The organism is Bifidobacterium miconisargentati (assembly GCF_019331675.1).
Taxonomy (GTDB): Bacteria; Actinomycetota; Actinomycetes; order Actinomycetales; family Bifidobacteriaceae; genus Bifidobacterium; species Bifidobacterium miconisargentati.
The window spans coordinates 98,674-116,101 of record NZ_JAHBBJ010000004.1; the positions used below are offsets into that span (position 1 = coordinate 98,674).

General features: G+C 65.0%; 11 protein-coding genes. 10 read left to right on the forward strand and 1 reads right to left on the reverse strand.

The genetic code is table 11. The features are described 5' to 3' along the window. Nucleotides 1-180 precede the first annotated feature (180 nt). The 4 genes from KIH81_RS03745 to KIH81_RS03760 all read left to right on the forward strand — a co-directional run bounded on the left by KIH81_RS03745 (nucleotide 181) and on the right by KIH81_RS03760 (nucleotide 6,188). Nucleotides 181-1,827 (forward strand): peptide ABC transporter substrate-binding protein, encoded by a 1,647-nt coding sequence (locus tag KIH81_RS03745; protein WP_214304125.1) that lies wholly within the window; start codon nucleotides 181-183, stop codon nucleotides 1,825-1,827. A 371-nt stretch (nucleotides 1,828-2,198) separates the two neighbouring features. Next, entirely contained in the window at nucleotides 2,199-3,125 is a 927-nt protein-coding gene (locus KIH81_RS03750; RefSeq protein ID WP_214304126.1) for an ABC transporter permease, read from the forward strand. A gap of 20 nt (nucleotides 3,126-3,145) precedes the next feature. Beyond that, the gene (locus KIH81_RS03755) at nucleotides 3,146-4,150 is read left to right on the forward strand and encodes an ABC transporter permease (RefSeq protein WP_214304127.1); all 1,005 of its coding nucleotides are present in this window, start codon (nucleotides 3,146-3,148) and stop codon (nucleotides 4,148-4,150) included. A gap of 22 nt (nucleotides 4,151-4,172) precedes the next feature. After that, nucleotides 4,173-6,188 carry a dipeptide ABC transporter ATP-binding protein gene (locus KIH81_RS03760; protein ID WP_214304128.1) on the forward strand — a complete coding sequence of 672 codons (2,016 nt, stop codon included), beginning with the start codon at nucleotides 4,173-4,175 and terminating at the stop codon, nucleotides 6,186-6,188. A gap of 392 nt (nucleotides 6,189-6,580) precedes the next feature. On the opposite strand, the gene KIH81_RS03765 is transcribed toward KIH81_RS03760, so the two are convergent. Then, nucleotides 6,581-7,438, reverse strand: coding sequence for an exodeoxyribonuclease III (locus KIH81_RS03765; RefSeq protein WP_214304129.1), 858 nt, complete (start codon nucleotides 7,436-7,438; stop codon nucleotides 6,581-6,583). Between the two features lie 121 nt (nucleotides 7,439-7,559). Between KIH81_RS03765 and KIH81_RS03770 the strand changes: the two genes are divergently transcribed. The 6 genes from KIH81_RS03770 (at nucleotide 7,560) to acnA (ending at nucleotide 17,010) form a co-directional block, all read left to right on the forward strand. Continuing rightward, the gene (locus KIH81_RS03770) at nucleotides 7,560-8,411 is read left to right on the forward strand and encodes a DUF3710 domain-containing protein (RefSeq protein WP_214304130.1); all 852 of its coding nucleotides are present in this window, start codon (nucleotides 7,560-7,562) and stop codon (nucleotides 8,409-8,411) included. 6 nt (nucleotides 8,412-8,417) lie between these two features. After that, a complete protein-coding gene (locus KIH81_RS03775) occupies nucleotides 8,418-9,128 on the forward strand; it encodes a DUF3159 domain-containing protein (protein WP_214304131.1) in 711 nt (236 codons plus the stop codon). Beyond that, nucleotides 9,118-10,377: a class I SAM-dependent RNA methyltransferase gene (locus KIH81_RS03780; protein WP_214304132.1), complete on the forward strand. Its 1,260-nt coding sequence runs from the start codon at nucleotides 9,118-9,120 to the stop codon at nucleotides 10,375-10,377. The genes KIH81_RS03775 and KIH81_RS03780 overlap by 11 nt, the downstream gene beginning before the upstream one ends. Nucleotides 10,378-10,537: 160 nt before the next feature. After that, a complete protein-coding gene (locus tag KIH81_RS03785; RefSeq protein ID WP_214304133.1) occupies nucleotides 10,538-11,221 on the forward strand; it encodes a type 1 periplasmic-binding domain-containing protein in 684 nt (227 codons plus the stop codon). A gap of 150 nt (nucleotides 11,222-11,371) precedes the next feature. Beyond that, the gene (locus tag KIH81_RS03790) at nucleotides 11,372-14,059 is read left to right on the forward strand and encodes a cation-translocating P-type ATPase (RefSeq protein ID WP_214304134.1); all 2,688 of its coding nucleotides are present in this window, start codon (nucleotides 11,372-11,374) and stop codon (nucleotides 14,057-14,059) included. Between the two features lie 251 nt (nucleotides 14,060-14,310). Next, a complete protein-coding gene (gene acnA / locus KIH81_RS03795; protein ID WP_214304135.1) occupies nucleotides 14,311-17,010 on the forward strand; it encodes an aconitate hydratase AcnA in 2,700 nt (899 codons plus the stop codon). Nucleotides 17,011-17,428 lie beyond the last annotated feature (418 nt).

The following is a 17,428-nucleotide window of genomic DNA, read 5'->3' on the forward strand; positions in this document are numbered from 1 at the left end:
GATTTTACATGGACGTAACAAAAAGTTTCCTCCTTGTCTGCAAATTGAGCGACAATACAAGTAATCAGCAACGGGGTTGGTCCTCCTGCGTGCCGCAGTGGATGCGGCCGTGGGGAACTGACCCCGTTCGCATGAGGCGGGACATAACGTTCCGCACGTCAAGGAAAATAGGAGAAATCAATGAAGAAGAAAGCTCTTGCTTTCGCCGCCATGGCCTGCTCCATGGCCATGCTGCTGAGCGCCTGCGGCGGCTCCAACGGCAGCACCGCCTCCGGCGACACCGCTGGCTCCAACATCATCTACGCCTACAACTCCGAGCCGCAGAACCCGCTGATCCCGGGCAACACCAACGAGACCGGCGGCGGCAAGCCGGGCGACCTGCTGTTCTCCCGTCTGGTTTCCTTCGACAAGGACGGCAACGCCTCCAACGAAGTGGCCGAGTCCATCACCCCGAACGATGACGCCACCCAGTACACCATCAAGCTGAAGTCCGGCTGGAAGTTCACGGACGGCACCCCGGTGACCGCCGAGTCCTTCACCAAGTCCTGGTCCTACACGGCCAACGCCAAGAACGCCCAGAAGTGCTCCTCCTTCTTCTCCACCATCAAGGGTTACGACGACCTGCAGAAGGATGGCCTGAAGGGTGACGAGCAGCTCTCCGGCCTCAAGGTCGTGGACGACACCACCTTCACCGTGGATCTGAACCAGTCCGATTCCGTGTTCCCGATCAAGGTCGGCTACCTGGCCTTCGCCCCGCTGCCGGAGTCCTTCTACAAGGATCCGAAGGCCTTCGGCGAGGCCCCGGTCGGCAACGGTCCGTACAAGTTCAAGTCCTGGGACCACAACAAGCAGATCGAGCTCGTCAAGAACACCGATTACAAGGGCAACGAGGATGTCAAGAACGACGGCGTGACCTTCAAGGTCTACACCGATGACACCGCCGCTTACCGTGACATCCAGTCCAACAACGGCTCCCTCGACGTGATGGAGTCCGTCCCGGCCGCCTTCACCAAGACCTTCAAGACCGACAAGAAGATCCAGCCGTACTCCGAGGCCGGCTCCGTGATCCAGACCTTCACCATCCCGTCCACCCTTGACCACTTCAAGAACGACGAGGAAGGCCAGCTGCGCCGCGAGGCCATCTCCATGGCCATCGACCGTGACCAGATCATCGATAAGGTGCTCAACGGCAACGCCACCGCCGCCACCGACTTCACCTCCCCGAAGACCCCTGGCTACTCCGACTCTCTGACCGGCTCCGACAACCTGAAGTTCAACGCCAAGAAGGCCAAGGAACTGTGGGCCAAGGCCGACGCCATCTCCAAGTACACCGGCACCCTCACCTTCTCCTACAACGCCGATGGTGGCGCTAAGCCGATCTACGACGCCGTCGTGAACCAGCTCAAGAAGAACCTGGGCATCGACGCCGCCACCAACCCGATCCCGACCTTCCAGGAGTTCCGCGACGCGGTGACCAACCGTCAGATGACCGGCGCCTTCCGTACCGGCTGGCAGCCTGATTACCCGTCCGCCGAGAACTACCTGTGGCAGCTGTACTCCACCGCCGCCGCCGACGGCAAGGGCTCCAACGATGGCGACTACAAGAACTCCGCCTTCGACCAGCTGTGCCTGCAGGCCGCCGCCGCCAAGACCACCGACGAGGCCAACAAGCTGTACCAGCAGGCCCAGGAGATCCTCCTCAAGGATCTGCCGGCCATCCCGCTGTACTACTCCAACGCCAACGGCGTGGCTTCCCTGTCCGTCAAGTCCGGCTTCGGCTTCGACTGGCAGAACCTCCCGACCTACACCGAGATGTCCAAGAAGTGAGTCGAGACTCATCTGAGCATCGGACGGTAGTTCGGTAATTCCAAGGGGCGAGGATCATATGATCCCCGCCCCTTTTTCATGGGCTCTGTTACACCATTCTTGGCTCCCCTTGTCAGGGGAGCTGTCGGCGAAGCCGACTGAGGGGTAGTCCGGCGGAATTCATGTCAATCTTGGTTTAACAGAGCCTTTTCATATGCTTATATGCTCTGCCGAAACCGGCCAAACAACGTCGCTTACGCCTAATAATCGGCCGAGTTAACGGGAGTTTACACACCTCCGTCAGGGCATGGGGTAGACTATCGGAGTATTTGTCGACCGGCAAGGGTGCACTGTGTCCTGACGGCCGGTTCATGAAATAAGGAGCAACCGTTATGGGTAAGTATCTTCTGCGACGCATTCTGCAGATGATCCCCGTGGTTCTCGGCACGACGCTTCTGGTGTATGCGCTTGTCTTCCTGCTGCCTGGCGACCCCGTCAAGGCCATGTTCGGAGACAAGCCCGTCAACGAAGCCGTCGCGGCCCAGATCCGCGCAGAGTACCACCTCGATCAGCCGTTCATCATTCAGTACTTCATCTACCTGAAGAACGCGCTGACCCTTGACTTCGGCAACACCTTCGCCGGCCAGCCCGTCCTCGACGAGATCACCCGTGCCTTCCCGGTCACCATCAAGCTCGGCCTGATGGCGTTCGTGTTCGAGGCCATCTTCGGTGTGACCTTCGGCATCATCTCGGGCCTCAAGAAGGGCAAGTGGTACGACACGGTCATCCTGATCGTCTCCCTGCTCCTCATCTCCGTGCCGACCTTCGTCACCGGCTTCGTCCTGCAGTACCTGCTCGGCATCCAGTGGTCCATCCTGCCGGTGACCGCCGGCGCCGACCCGACGGTCCTCGACCTGCTCATGCCGGCCATGGTGCTCGGCTCGGTCTCGATGGCGTACATCATCCGACTGACCCGCGCCGAGATCTCCTCCAACATCGCCGAGGACTACGTGCGCACCGCCCGCGCCAAGGGCATGTCCAACGGACAGGTCATGCTGCGCCACGTGCTGCGCAACTCCCTGATCCCGGTCGTCACCTACCTGGGCCAGGACATCGGCGGTCTGATGGGCGGCGCCATGATCACCGAACAGATCTTCAACATCCACGGCATCGGCTTCCTGACCTACCAGTCCATCCTGAAGGGCGAGGCCAACCTCGTGGTGTCCATCGTCACGCTGCTCATGCTGATCTTCGTGGTGTGCAACCTCGTCGTCGACCTGCTGTACGCGGCCCTCGATCCGCGTATCCGTTACGCATGAGAAGGGGAGGAGTGAACGAAATGGCAAACAACACCACCGAAAACGAACTCAACGAGTCCGGCGAGCCCGGCACCGAGTACTTCATGGAAACCCTGCCCGGCCAGGACCGTTACGTGGCCCCCATCGAGGAGACCCCGCTTCAGGACGTCGACTCCGTGGACGAATCCGCCCCGGCCACCAGCATGTGGGCCGACGCATGGCGAACCCTGCGCCGCAACCCGCTGTTCATCATCTCCGGCCTGGTCATCGTCTTCATCATCATCGTGGCCATCGCCCCCGGCCTGTTCACCAAGCAGGACCCGAACGCCTGCGATCTGGCGAACTCGCTGAGCCCGTCCGAGCCCGGACATCCCTTCGGCTTCGACCTGCAGGGCTGCGACGTGTACACCCGCGTGGTCTACGGCACCCGCACCTCCCTGTCCGTCGGCGTACTCTCCACGCTGATGGTCGTGCTCATCGGCACCCTGATCGGTGCCATCGCCGGCTTCTGCGGCGGATGGATCGACGCGGTCCTGAGCCGCGTCACCGACATCTTCTTCGCCCTGCCGATGCTGCTCGGCGCCATCGTAGTCCTCCAGATGTTCAAGTCCTCCAAGTCCATCTGGAAGATCGTGCTCGTGCTGGCCCTCTTCGGCTGGGTGGGCGTCTGCCGCATCGCGCGAAGCGCCGTGCTCGAGGCCAAGAACCTCGAGTTCAACACGGCCTCCACGGCCCTCGGCTCCACCCCGATGCGCAACCTGTTCCGCCACATCCTGCCGAACTCGCTGGCCCCGATCATCGTGATCGGCACCACGTCGCTCGCCTCCTACATCGTGGCCGAGGCCACGCTGAGCTTCCTTGGCGTGGGCCTGCCCACCACCACCGTGAGCTGGGGCGGCGATATCTCCAGCGCCCAGACCAACCTGCAGACCGACCCGCTCGTGCTGTTCTACCCGTCCGCCGCACTGGCCATCACCGTGCTTGCGTTCATCATGATGGGCGACGCCGTCAAGGACGCCCTTGACCCGAAGAGCCGTACGGCCTGAGCAAGGGAGTAGAGGAAACATTATGACTGACAACTCCAAGGCACAGATGCTGGCCATGCAGAAGGAGCACGGCCCGCTGCTCGAGGTCAAGGACCTCGCCGTCGACTTCACCACGGACACCGGCAAGCCGGTGCACGCCGTGCGCAGCTCCTCCTTCACCGTCTACCCCGGCCAGTGGGTGGCCATCGTGGGCGAATCCGGCTCCGGCAAGTCCACCTCCGCCATGGCCGTCCTGGGCCTGCTGCCCGGAACCGGCCATGTGGTGGGCGGCTCCATCAAGCTCGACGGCGAGGAGATCGCCGGCGCCAAGCAGTCCGAGTTCGACAAGCTGCGCGGCACCAAGATGGGCCTCGTGCCCCAGGACCCGATGAGCAACCTCAACCCGGTGTGGCGCATCGGCACCCAGGTCAAGGAGGCCCTCAAGGCCAACAACATGGACGTGGCCCACGAGAAGCGTTCCGCCCTCGCCAAGGCCCTGGCCGGCGAGGACGCCGCCGTCGAGCTCAAGGGCAACGACGACGAGACCTTCCTCGGCTCCAAGGACCTGCCCGCCCTGATGGACGAGGCCAAGAAGGCCCTCACCGCCGCAGGCGTGTCCGGTGAGGCGTTCGACAAGGCCGTGGCCCGCTTCGAAAGCGAGTGGGTGCCGGGCTCCGAGACCCGCTGGCGCGTGGCCGACGACCTCATCAAGGCCGGCGTGGCCGACGATCAGGCCTGGTACCTGGCCAAGAAGTACGTGACCGGCTCCACCATGGAGGACCGCATCGCCGGCCTGCTCTCCGAGGCCGGTCTGCCGGACGCCGCGACCCGTGCCCGCCAGTTCCCGCACGAGTTCTCCGGTGGCATGCGCCAGCGCGCTCTCATCGCCATCGGCCTGGCCTGCCGTCCTGATCTGCTGATCGCCGACGAGCCGACCTCCGCCCTCGACGTGACCGTGCAGAAGAAGATCCTCGACCACCTGCACATGCTCACCGACTCGCTGGGCACCGCCGTGCTGTTCATCACCCACGACCTGGGTCTCGCCGCCGAGCGCGCCCAGCACATCGTGGTGATGTACAAGGGTCAGGTCGTCGAATCCGGCCCGAGCCTCGAGGTGCTCCAGCACCCGCAGCACCCGTACACCAAGCGACTGGTGGCCGCGGCCCCGTCCCTGGCCTCCCAGCGCATCATCTCCGCCAAGGAGCGCGGCGAGAACGCCGACGCCCTGCTGGATCACAAGGTGGCCGATGAGAACGAGCTCGAGAAGAGCGAGCACATCATCACCGTGGACCACCTGACCAAGGAGTTCAAGCTCCCGCGCAAGAAGGAGATGTTCAAGGCCGTCGATGACGTGTCCTTCTCCGTCAAGCGCGGCACCACGCTGGCCATCGTGGGCGAATCCGGCTCCGGCAAGTCCACCGTGGCGAACATGGTGCTCCACCTGCTCGAGCCCACCTCCGGCAAGGTCTTCTACGAGGGCCGCGACACCTCCACGTTCAAGTCCAAGGACCTGCTGGACTTCCGCCGCCATGTGCAGCCGGTGTTCCAGAATCCGTACGGCTCGCTGGACCCGATGTACTCCATCTTCCGTTCCATCGAGGAGCCGCTGCGCATCCACCGGATCGGCGATTCCAAGTGGCGCGCCAACCGCGTCAAGGAGCTCCTCGACATGGTCGAGATGCCGCAGTCGGTCATGGGCCGCTACCCGAACGAGCTGTCCGGCGGCCAGCGCCAGCGCATCGCCATCGCGCGAGCCATGGCCCTCGACCCGGACGTCATCGTGTGCGATGAGGCCGTCTCCGCCCTCGACGTGCTGGTCCAGGATCAGGTGCTCCACCTGCTCAACGACCTGCAGGCCGAAAAGGGCCTGAGCTACCTGTTCATCACCCACGATCTGGCCGTGGTCCGCCAGATCGCCGACGAGGTCGTGGTGATGCAGCACGGCAAGCTCGTGGAGCACGCCACCACCGACGAGGTGTTCGACCACCCGCAGAAGCAGTACACGCGCGACCTGCTCGACGCCATCCCCGGCGGCAAGCTCCAGCTCGGCCTGGACTGATTGCGCGATTAACACATGACGAGTGAGGCCTCTTCCCGACACCGGGAAGAGGCCTCACTCGTCATTCTGGCTCCCCTCTCCGAGGGGAGCTGTCAGCGAAGCTGACTGAGGGGAGTAGCGATTCAACTGTAGACTGTAGCTCCCCTCAGTCTCACTCCGTTCGACAGCTCCCCTCAGCGAGGGGAGCCTTTGCGGTATGGCCGCTCACTATGGCTGCCGGGCTTCACCTTTCCTGTATGTGTTCGGTATGAATGCCGGTTGTTATTACCCATATGGAAGGTTATGGCTGGGGTATGTGTTGCCGGACCGTAGGCTTGGCCGAACGGCCTTGAGTGTGTCCGGCAACACATACCCCAGCCATAACCGGCCGCTGCATCTACCGCATCCAGAAATCACACGTCATACGTGATGGTCAGCGGGGCATGGTCGGACCAGCGTATCTCGTACGTCGGCGCCTTGTCGATCACGAAGCCGCGCGCGGTCTCCGCCAGTTCCGGCGTCGCGAACTGGTAGTCGATCCTCCAGCCCACATTGTTGTCGAACGCGCGCCCGCGCTGGCTCCACCAGGTGTACGGACCCTGGATGTCCCCGGCCAGATCGCGCATCACATCCACGAACTCGTATTCGTCCAGCCACCGGTCCACATAGGCGCGCTCCTCTGGGAGGAAGCCCGCGTGCTTCTCGTTGGCCTTGGCATTCTTGATGTCCAACGGCGTATGCGCGATGTTGAAGTCGCCGCACAGCACGGCCTGCCTGCCGCCGTGGGCCGCCTCGTCGCGCAGCTCGCCCATGCGCACCAGCATCGTGTCGAGGAAGCGGTACTTCTGCTCCATCTTCAGCGGATCATCGGTGTTGCCGGCATGCACGTAGACGCACACCACGGTGATCACATAGCCCTGCGGCGTGCGGACGTCGGTTTCGACCCAACGGCCGGAATCCACATCCTCGGTGAGTCCCGGCAGACCGTATCGTTGCTCGACCACCGGCAGGTCGCTGAGCAGGGCCACGCCGGCGCGCCCCTTCACACGGCAGACCTCATTGGTCAGCGTGAAATCCTCGGCCGAATCGATGGCGCCGGCCTGCGCGTATTCGAAGGCGAACTTGCCGAAGATCCTATCGATGTCCGGCTGGGGCGCGCGTACCTCCTGCATGCACCAGATGTTCGGCGTGTTCCTGCCGGCCCATGTGGTGATGCCCTTGCGGTCGGCCGCCCGCAATCCGTTGACGTTGGAAGTGGTAATGGTGATCATGCGGCCATAGTATGGTGGCCTCCCTACGAAACCCCGGCGCGAACGAGGCGTGCAATCAGCTTTCTCTAAGCATGGGTGCTAGTGTTAGCAAGGTTGCAACCGTCATACGAAATGAGGAATCATGGGACTGTTCGGATTCGGCAAGAAGAAGGCCAAGAAGGAAGCCGAAGAGGCAGCGGAGCCGATCGACGAGGATAAGGTGGCCGCCGAGGCCGCCAACGCCGCCGCCAAGGCCGAGAGCGCGGAGAGCGTGCTGGCCGAGCCGTCGAACGAATACGCCGGCCGCGGCGAGGAGCGCGGTCCGTGGGACGTCAATGACGAGGACGTGCCCGACTACGACGACTACCTGGATCTCGGCGCCTACTACCTGCCGTTCCTGCGCGGCATCGAACTGCGCATCAAGGCCAACCGCGCCACCCAGCAGATCCTGGGCTCCACCATCACCTACGGCGCCTCCAGCCTGGAGATCGAGGCCTTCGCCGCCCCCAAGACCATGGGCCTGTGGGACGACGTGCGCGCCGACCTGCTGGAAGCCAACAAGGCCGCCTCCGAGGCCGAGGGCGTGTTCGGCACCGAGCTCAAGCTGCCGGTGAACGTCAAGGGCGGCAAGACCGTCGAGACCCGCATCGTGGGCGTGGACGGCCCGCGCTGGATGCTGCGCGGCATCTTCTCCGGCAAGGCTGCCACCGATCCGGACAGCCCGGAGACCGAGGCCCTCAACAAGTTCTTCGCGGACATCGTGGTGGAGCGCGGCGAGGAGCCGCTGGCCCCGCGCGATCTCATCCCGATGCACCCGCCCGTCGCCCCGGCCGAGCGCAAGGCCGCCAAGGCCGCCGCCGAAGCGGAGGAGAACGGCAAGGAGCACTTCAAGGACATCCCGGACAACAAGCCGAAGGGCCCGCTGAGCCAGGACCAGACCACCGAGGTCAAGACCACCCTGTCCCGCGGCCCGATGTTCTCCGAGGTCCGCTAAGCGTCCATGGCAGACAAGGCAGACAAGAAACGCACCGGCCTGGGGGCACTGGCGGACGCCGGCGAGGGGGACGACTTCTCCATCATCGACGCCATCGGCGGCCCCCGCGGCGTGGTGGAGTCCATGCTTCCGGGCGTGGTGTTCGTGGTCCTGTTCGTGGCCACGAACAACCTGAACCTCACCATCGGCGTCTCCGCCGTGCTCGCCATCGTGCAGGTGGTCGCGCGCCTCATCCAGCGCCAGTCGCTGATGGGCGCGCTCTCCGGCCTGGTGGCCGTGGGCATCTGCCTGATCTGGGCATGGAAAAGCCATGAGGCCCGCAACTACTACATGCTGGGCTTCCTGACCAACGCCATCTACGCCGTGCTGCTGTCCGTCACGCTGCTGATCCGCGTGCCCGGACTGGGCTTCGTGGTGGAGTTCATCCGCCAGATGCCCACCGAACGGTTCAAGGCGTGGTTCCACGATTGGATGGACGACGCCGAGCTCAAGCGCGCGTACATGATCGTCACCGCATTGTGGGTGGGCCTGTTCGGTCTGCGCCTGCTGGTGCAGGTGCCGCTGTACCTGACCGACCATGTGGCCGCGCTCGGTGTGGCCCGCCTGCTCATGGGCATCCCGTTCTGGGCGCTGGCGATCTGGGTGAGCTATCTCATCATCGCCACCCCGCTCCACCGTCACAAGGCCGCCTACCGAAAGGACAACGATGCAAGCTGAGGTCCGCATCGAACGATACGCCGACCAGGGCCGTTGCGTGGCCCATATCGACGGTCGCGTGGTGTTCGTCCGATTCGCCCTGCCCGGCGAACTCGACCGGATCGAACTCGATGAGCCGCACGACCGCGACGACCGGTTCTGGACCGGCGAGGTGGTCGAGGTCATCGAGCCGTCCGAGGATCGCGTGGCCCCGGCATGGCCGCTCGCCGGACCGCTCGCCATGGGCGGGGGAGTGGGCGGCGCCGATCTGGTGCATGTCTCGCTTGCCGGCCAGCTCAGGTGGAAGGCCGTCACCGTCTCCGAACAGATGAGCCGCCTCGGTCATATCGACGTGGCCGTGCCCATCGACCGCATGCCCGGCGACGAGGAGCTCGGCGGACTCAACTGGCGCACCCGCATCGAGATGATCGCCGACGAGGAGGGCCGTCCCTCCATGCGTCGGCGCGGCACCCACAACCGCGTGGCCATCGACACCATGCCGCTCGCCACCCGCGCGCTGCTGGACGTGGCCGAACGCGAACACGTCTGGGACGGCGGTTACGAGCCCGGTTCGCAGATCCGCTTGTCCGTACCCGAACCGCGCGGCGATGCCGGAACCATGCAGGACAACTACGCCGTGCTCGTGGACGGCGAGCTGACCGCCGGCGAGCAGCTGCTCACCGAACAGGTGACCATCAACGGCACCACGTTCACCTACCAGGTGGACGCCAACGGCTTCTGGCAGGTGCATCGCCAGGCCCCCATCGCCCTGGGCTCTCATGTGATCGGCCTGGTCAACGACCAGCTGCAGGGAGCCGTGGCCCCCGTCATCTGGGACCTCTACTCGGGTTCGGGCCTGTTCACGCTGCCGCTGGCCACGCTGACCGGCGAACGCACCCGCATGCTCAGCGTGGAGGGCGCGCGCGTGGCCGTCAGGAACGCCCAGCGCAACCTGCGCGCCATGAACCTCAACGACGTGGACGCCCGCGCCGGAGACGTCTCCCAGACGCTGTCCCATGTGCCGGCCCACCTCGCCAAGCCGGATGTGGTGGTCCTCGACCCGCCGCGCGCCGGTGCCCGTGCCAAGGTATGCCGCCAGATCGCCGCGGCCGGTGCCAAGTCCGTGGTGTACATCGCCTGCGATCCCACGTCCCTGGCCCGCGACACCGCCACCCTGATCGGCGAGGGCTACCAGCTCAAGGACATCCGCGCCTTTGACATCTATCCGATGACCCATCACGTCGAAACCGTCGCCCTGTTCGTCCGCTGATCGCGTGCGATTACGTTGTGTATTGGGTCTGTCCTGAATCGGTTTCCTGCTCGGCTCCTCTCAGAGAGGGGAGCCGTCGGCAGAGCCGCCCGAGGGGAGCCCACCACCATTCGTGCCGATTGAGTCTGAGCGGAGACCGAACGTAACCGAAAGCGAACCCATGAAACCGCGCATCCCAACCCTGATCGCCGCCGCGGCCGCGGTAGCCGCCGTGCTGTCGCTGACGGCGTGCGCACCCGCCGGCCGGGCCGTCGGAGACACGCAGGATGAGATGCCCGCGGTCGCCCACGACTCGGTCCACATCACGGACGTCACCGTAGGGTTCGTGGGTTCCGAGGATCCGGCCGCGGACAAGCTCGCCATCGACGCCCTCTCCGAATCCGGCATGAACGTCTTCTATGCCTCGCTCGCCGGCCAGACCAGTCCCAAGGCCGATAAGACAGGGAAGGACGCCGACGACCCCGCTGGCTCGGCCGGGGGAGCCTCGACCGGATCCGAGACGGAGCCGTCCGTGACGGTGGATTCCGCCGCCGTCACCGCCCAGCAGGGCGTAAACGACTTCGTGGCGCGCGCGGTCAAACTCGTGGTGGTCAGCGGCATCACCGTGACCGACGTCAACGGCCAGGGCTGGAACGACGCCCTCACCAACGCGCGCAACGCCGGCATTCCCGTGGTGCTGCTCAACCCCGTCGCCGTGCCGGAGAACGACCTGCTCTACGCGGCCACCTTCGCCGTCAACGACCGCGACGCCGAGGCCACCCCCATCAGTGACGCGGCCATGACCATCATCCGTGACGAGCCCCACGACCGCACCCTCGCCGTCACCACCAACACCGGCAAGTAACATTTCTCGGCTCCCCTTGTCAGGGGAACTGTCGGCGAAGCCGACTGAGGGGTAGTCCGGCAGGATTCATGTCAGTCTTGGTATGACGAAGACAGCACTATTTTTGGCTCCCAACCCCAATGCGAACGGACCCGCGGTAGGCTTAAGGCCATGAGCGCAACAGCAACCGTCACCATGCCCCACGTGCCTGAACAGGGTCTGACCGCCGCGGAGGCGGCCCAACGGGTCGCGGACGGGCGGTCGAACGCGGTGAAGACCTCCACATCCCGTTCGCTCGCGGACATCGTGCGCGCCAACGTGTTCACCCTCTTCAACGGCATCATCTTCGCCGCCATGGTGCTCGTGCTCATCACCGGTTCATGGAAGGACTCGGTGTTCGGCTTCGTCATCATCATCAACACCGGCATCGGCATCGTCACCGAGCTCAAGGCCAAACGCACGCTGGACAGGCTCTCCATCCTGGTCGCATCCGACTTCCTGGTACGCCGCGACGGCGAGAATGTGGCCGTCCCGCATAGCGGCATCGTCATGGACGACCTGCTCTGGATCCGTTCGGGCGAACAGGTGCCCGCGGACGGTCTGATCGTGCGCACCTGGGGGCTGGAACTGGACGAATCCATGCTCACCGGCGAATCGCGCACCGTACGTCACGGCGTGGGCGAGCAGATCTGTTCCGGGGCCACCGCGGTCTCCGGCATGGCGCTGGTCAGGGTCAACGCGGTCGGCGCGCACTCGTACGCCGCCACGCTGACCGCGCAGGCCAAGGTCTACAAGAAGACCGTCTCCGACCTCAACAAGGGCATCAACACGATCCTCAAGTTCATGACCTTTCTCGTGGTGCCATTGTGCGTGCTGCTCATCCTCTCTCAGATCCACACGGTGGGCGGCTGGCATGCGGCACTGACCACCGGCGAATGGCGACAGGCCGTGGTCTCCGCCGTGGCCGGCGTGGTGGGCATGATCCCCGAAGGCCTCGTGCTGCTGACCTCCCTGAACTTCGCGCTCGCCGCGATCAGGCTCGCTCGGAAGAACACGCTGGTCCAGGAACTCGAATCCGTGGAGACGCTGGCCCGCGTGGACGCGCTCAATCTTGATAAGACCGGCACCATAACCGACGGCGGCATCGCTTTCGACCGCATCATCCCGCTTGGCGGCGCAGGCCTTGGCGCCGGCGACGCGCACGCATCCGACAGTCAGTCCGACGGCCTGCCCGACGGCCGAATCGACAGCCGGCCGGACGCGGATGCGGAGTCCGGCAAGGTACCGGAATCCCTGCGAGCCGCCGCCCAAGCGCTGTACGACTGCTGCAACGAGGAACAGCCCAACGGCACCGGCCAGGCCGTGCTCGCCGGACTGGGGGAGCGGGGCTATGCGCCCGGCGAGGTGATTTCGCGCGTGCCGTTCTCGTCCTCCCGCAAATGGAGCGCCGTCGCCAAATCGGACGGCATCTGGATCATGGGCGCGCCGGAAGTCATCCTGTCCGCACTCGACGGCGATTACGCGGATATCCTGCGTGAGGTCAACGCCTACGCCGACGACGGCAACCGCGTGCTCCTGCTCGCCCGAAGTGCGTCGGGCCCGCACTCGTTGCGCGGCGGACTGAGGAAAGGGGCCGAATCCGTTGACGAAGCCGAGCAGGACTCGGCTCCCTTCCCTGAGGGGAGCTGTCGCCACAGGCGACTGAGGGGAGCAGCCGAAGAGGACGAATCCTCCACTGACACCCCGCGACTCGACCCCACCGCGACACCGGTCGCCTTGGTCCTGTGCGCCGAACGCATCCGCCCCGACGCCGAGGCCACCCTCGCGTGGTTCCGCGAACAGGGCGTGCGCTGCCGCGTCATCTCCGGCGACAACCCGGTCACGGTCGGCGCCATCGCGCGCAAGGTGCGACTCGCCGGCGACCGCGAACCCGTGGCGATGGACGCCCGTGAGCTGCCGGGCGACATCGACGAGCTCGCACGGGCCCTCGAACACGTGGACGTGCTCGGCCGCGTGCTGCCCGACCAGAAGAAGGCCATCGTCCAGGCCCTGCATGCACGGCATCACGTGGTGGCCATGACCGGCGACGGCGTCAACGACGCGCTGGCCTTGAAGGAGGCCGACCTCGGCATCGCGATGGGCAACGCCGCGCCCGCCACCAAGGCCGTGGCGCAGGTGGTGCTCGTCGACTCGAAGTTCTCCCACCTGCCGGACGTGGTGGCCCGGGGCCGTCAGGTCATGGCCAACATGGAGCGCGTGGCCAGCCTGTTCCTCGTCAAGACCGTGTATTCCGCGCTCATCTCGCTTGGCGTGGTCCTGACGCAGATTCCGTACCCGTACCTGCCCCGGCACATCACGTACATCGGCGCGCTCACCATCGGCATGCCTGCGTTCATCCTGGCGCTCGCGCCGAACACGCGGCGCTACATCCCCGGCTTCCTCAAGCGCGTGGTGAGCTTCGCGTTGCCCGGCGGCGTGGCCACCGCGCTCTCCGTGCTGCTGGCCGCCTGGTTCCTGCCCGGCATCATGGGTTGGAATGTGGTCGATTCCCCGGCCGACCTGTCCGCCCTGCGCGCCACCAGCGCCATCATCCTGTTCGTGATGGGCGTGTTCGTGCTCGCCCGTGTGGCCCGCCCCCTCAACGGCTGGCGCGGCGCGTTGGTCGCCGTGTTCGCGGCGGCCGGCGTGATCGGCATGTTCATCCCGTTCGTGGCCCGGTTCTTCGCGCTGATCCTGCCCACCGGGACCATGCTCGTCGCCACGCTCATCGCACTCGCCGGTTCGGCCGTGATCTTCGTGCTGTGCCTGTGGCTCGTGCCATTGGCCGGCCGTGTGGCGTCGCGCCTCCTGCGTCAATAAGGCGTCGATATCTGACTATTGTGGCTCCCCTCTCCGAGGGGAGCTGGCGGCGTAGCTGACTGAGGGGAGTCCTTCGAGCATGGCTTCCTCCGCCTTCCTCCTACTTGGTGGTCTTCCCCGAAGTCAGCCGAAACGGGCCGCGTATTGTCTCACGTTTCAAGCCGACACGCCAGAGGCAAAGTAACGTACCCGTACCATTTGAAGCGGATAATCAACGGCATCAACAGCCGATTCATGATTTCGGAGGAAGCATGTCCTTACGCGACGATCAACTGGCCACCCTCACCGCGGCCGGCAAGGACTTCGATTACTACAACATCGCCGATCTCGACGGCATCGACCATCTGCCCTATTCGCTGAAGGTCCTCGTCGAGAACCTGGTACGCAACATCGACGGCGCGAACATCACCGACGAGCACGTCAAGGCGCTGCTCGGCTGGGATCCCGCCGCACAGCCGAGCCATGAGATCCAGTTCACCCCGAGTCGCGTGGTCATGCAGGACTTCACCGGCGTGCCGTGCATCGTGGACCTCGCCACCATGCGCGACGCGGTCAAGGACCTCGGCGGCGACCCGGAGGTCATCAACCCTCAGGTCCAGTCGGACATGGTCATCGACCATTCCGTGCAGATCGACAAGTACGGCATCGCGGACGCCGTCGAGCGCAACATGGACATCGAATACCAGCGCAACGGCGAACGTTACCAGTTCCTGCGCTGGGGCCAGCAGGCGTTCCGCAACTTCCGCGTGGTGCCGCCGGGAACCGGCATCATCCACCAGGTCAACATCGAGTACCTCGCCAAGGTCATCATGACCAAGGCGGGGGAGCGTGGCCGCCAACTCGCCTATCTCGACTCGTGCGTCGGCACCGACTCGCACACCACCACCGAAAACGGCCTCGGCGTGCTCGGCTGGGGCGTCGGCGGCATCGAGGCCGAGGCCGCCATGCTCGGCCAGCCCATCTCCATGCTCGTGCCGCGCGTGGTGGGCTTCAAGCTCACCGGCTCCATCCCCGAAGGCGTCACCGCCACGGACGTGGTCCTGACCATCACCGACATGCTGCGCAAGCACGGCGTGGTCGGCAAGTTCGTGGAGTTCTACGGCGAGGGCATCGCCTCCGTGCCGCTCGCCAACCGCGCCACCATCGGCAACATGAGCCCCGAATTCGGCTCCACCTGCGGCATCTTCCCGATCGACGACGTCACGCTCGACTATCTGCGCCTGACCGGCCGCTCCGACGAGCAGGTCGCCCTGGTCGAGGCCTACGCCAAGGCCAACAAGCTGTGGGGCGACGCCAAGGACCCGGACTACGTGGAGCCCGAATACTCCGAATACATGGAGCTCGACCTCGGAACCGTGGTGCCGTCCATCGCCGGCCCGAAGCGCCCGCAGGACCGCATCGTCCTGTCCGAATCCAAGAAGACGTTCGAGGACACGCTGCCCGCCTACGAGACCGAGAAGACCGTCAAGGAACCGGTGGCCGTGTCCACCGACTTCCGCGGCGACTTCGACCTGACCAACGGCGACGTGGCCATCGCCTCGATCACCTCCTGCACCAACACCTCCAACCCGTCCGTCATGATCGCCGCCGGCCTCATCGCCCGCAACGCGCATGCCAAGGGCCTTAAGCCCAAGCCGTGGGTCAAGACCTCGCTGGCACCGGGCTCCCAGGTGGTGGCCGACTATCTCAAGGCCGCCGGCCTCCAGGACGACCTCGACGCGCTCGGCTACCAGCTCGTCGGCTTCGGCTGCGCCACCTGCATCGGCAACTCCGGCCCGCTGCTGCCGGAGATCAGCGAGGCCATCAACGCCAACGACCTGACCGTCACCGCCGTACTGAGCGGCAACCGCAACTTCGAGGGCCGCATCAGCCCGGACGTCAAGATGAACTACCTGGCCTCCCCGCCGCTCGTCATCGCCTACGCGCTCGCCGGCACCATGGACTTCGACTTCGAAACCCAGCCGCTGGGCAAGGACCAGGACGGCAACGATGTCTACCTCAAGGACATCTGGCCCACCAACGAGGAGGTCGCCGCCGTGGTGGACGGCACCGTCAGCCGCGAGATGTTCCTCAAGGACTACGCCTCCGTATTCGAGGGCGACCGCCGCTGGAAGGGCCTCGACGTGCCCGAAGGCGAGCTGTTCGCCTGGAACCCGAAGTCCACGTACGTGCGCAAGCAGACGTTCTTCGACGGCATGAAGGCCATGCCGGACCCTGTCGCGGACATCCACGGCGCGCGCGTGCTCGCCCTGCTCGGCGACTCCGTGACCACCGACCACATCTCCCCGGCGGGCGCGTTCAAGGCGTCCAGCCCGGCCGGCAAGTACCTGACCGAACGCGGCGTGGAACCGAAGAACTTCAACTCCTACGGCTCCCGTCGAGGCAACCACGAGGTCATGGTGCGCGGCACGTTCGGCAACATCCGACTGCGCAACCAGCTGCTCGCCTCCACCGGCAACGAGGTCACGCCCGGCGGTTTCACCTACGACTTCACCACCGGCGAACCGTCCACGATCTTCGACGCCTCCCTGAACTACAAGGCCGCGGGCACGCCGCTCGTGGTGCTGGCCGGCAAGGAATACGGCACCGGCTCCTCGCGCGACTGGGCCGCCAAGGGCACGGTCATGCTCGGCGTCAAGGCCGTCATCACCGAGAGCTTCGAGCGCATCCACCGCTCCAACCTCATCGGCATGGGCGTGCTGCCGCTGCAGTTCCCCGAAGGCGAGTCCTACACGTCCCTGGGCCTCAATGGCACCGAGACCTACGACATCGCCGGCGTGGAGGAGCTCAACAACGGCATGACCCCGAAGACGGTCCACGTCACCGCCACGCACGCGGACGGCTCCAAGACCGAGTTCGACGCGGTGGTCCGCATCGACACCCCCGGCGAGGCCGACTACTACCGCAACGGCGGCATCCTCCAGTACGTCCTGCGCAACCTCATGAAGTAGGTTCGCCGAGGGCGAGATCGTACGAGGGCCGGCATCCGATCCGATTCGGGTGCCGGCCCTCGCCGTATTTGCGGAGCATTTGCCATGGCTCTGGTAAAACCAAAACCGGCAGGGCCCCATCCTCGGGCTCCCCTTGTCAGGACATTGCCGTGAAGCAAACAGCAGAGCTGTTTGTAGGCAATGTGCGAGGCGACAGCCGAGCCAATAGGACGCGAACGGAGTTCGTCGTTGGTTGCAGGACGAGCTGGCGGCGTGGCCGACTGAGGGGTAGGTATACATAAGGATGCATTCCGTTATTGGCATGAAACAACGTATTCCGCAACAGAATCGGTATGTAATTCCGTTTTCCGACACTCCGACGTAACATTTCCAGTGATTTCGCAACATAGTCGCACTACAGTAGGAAATCGTTGGTCGG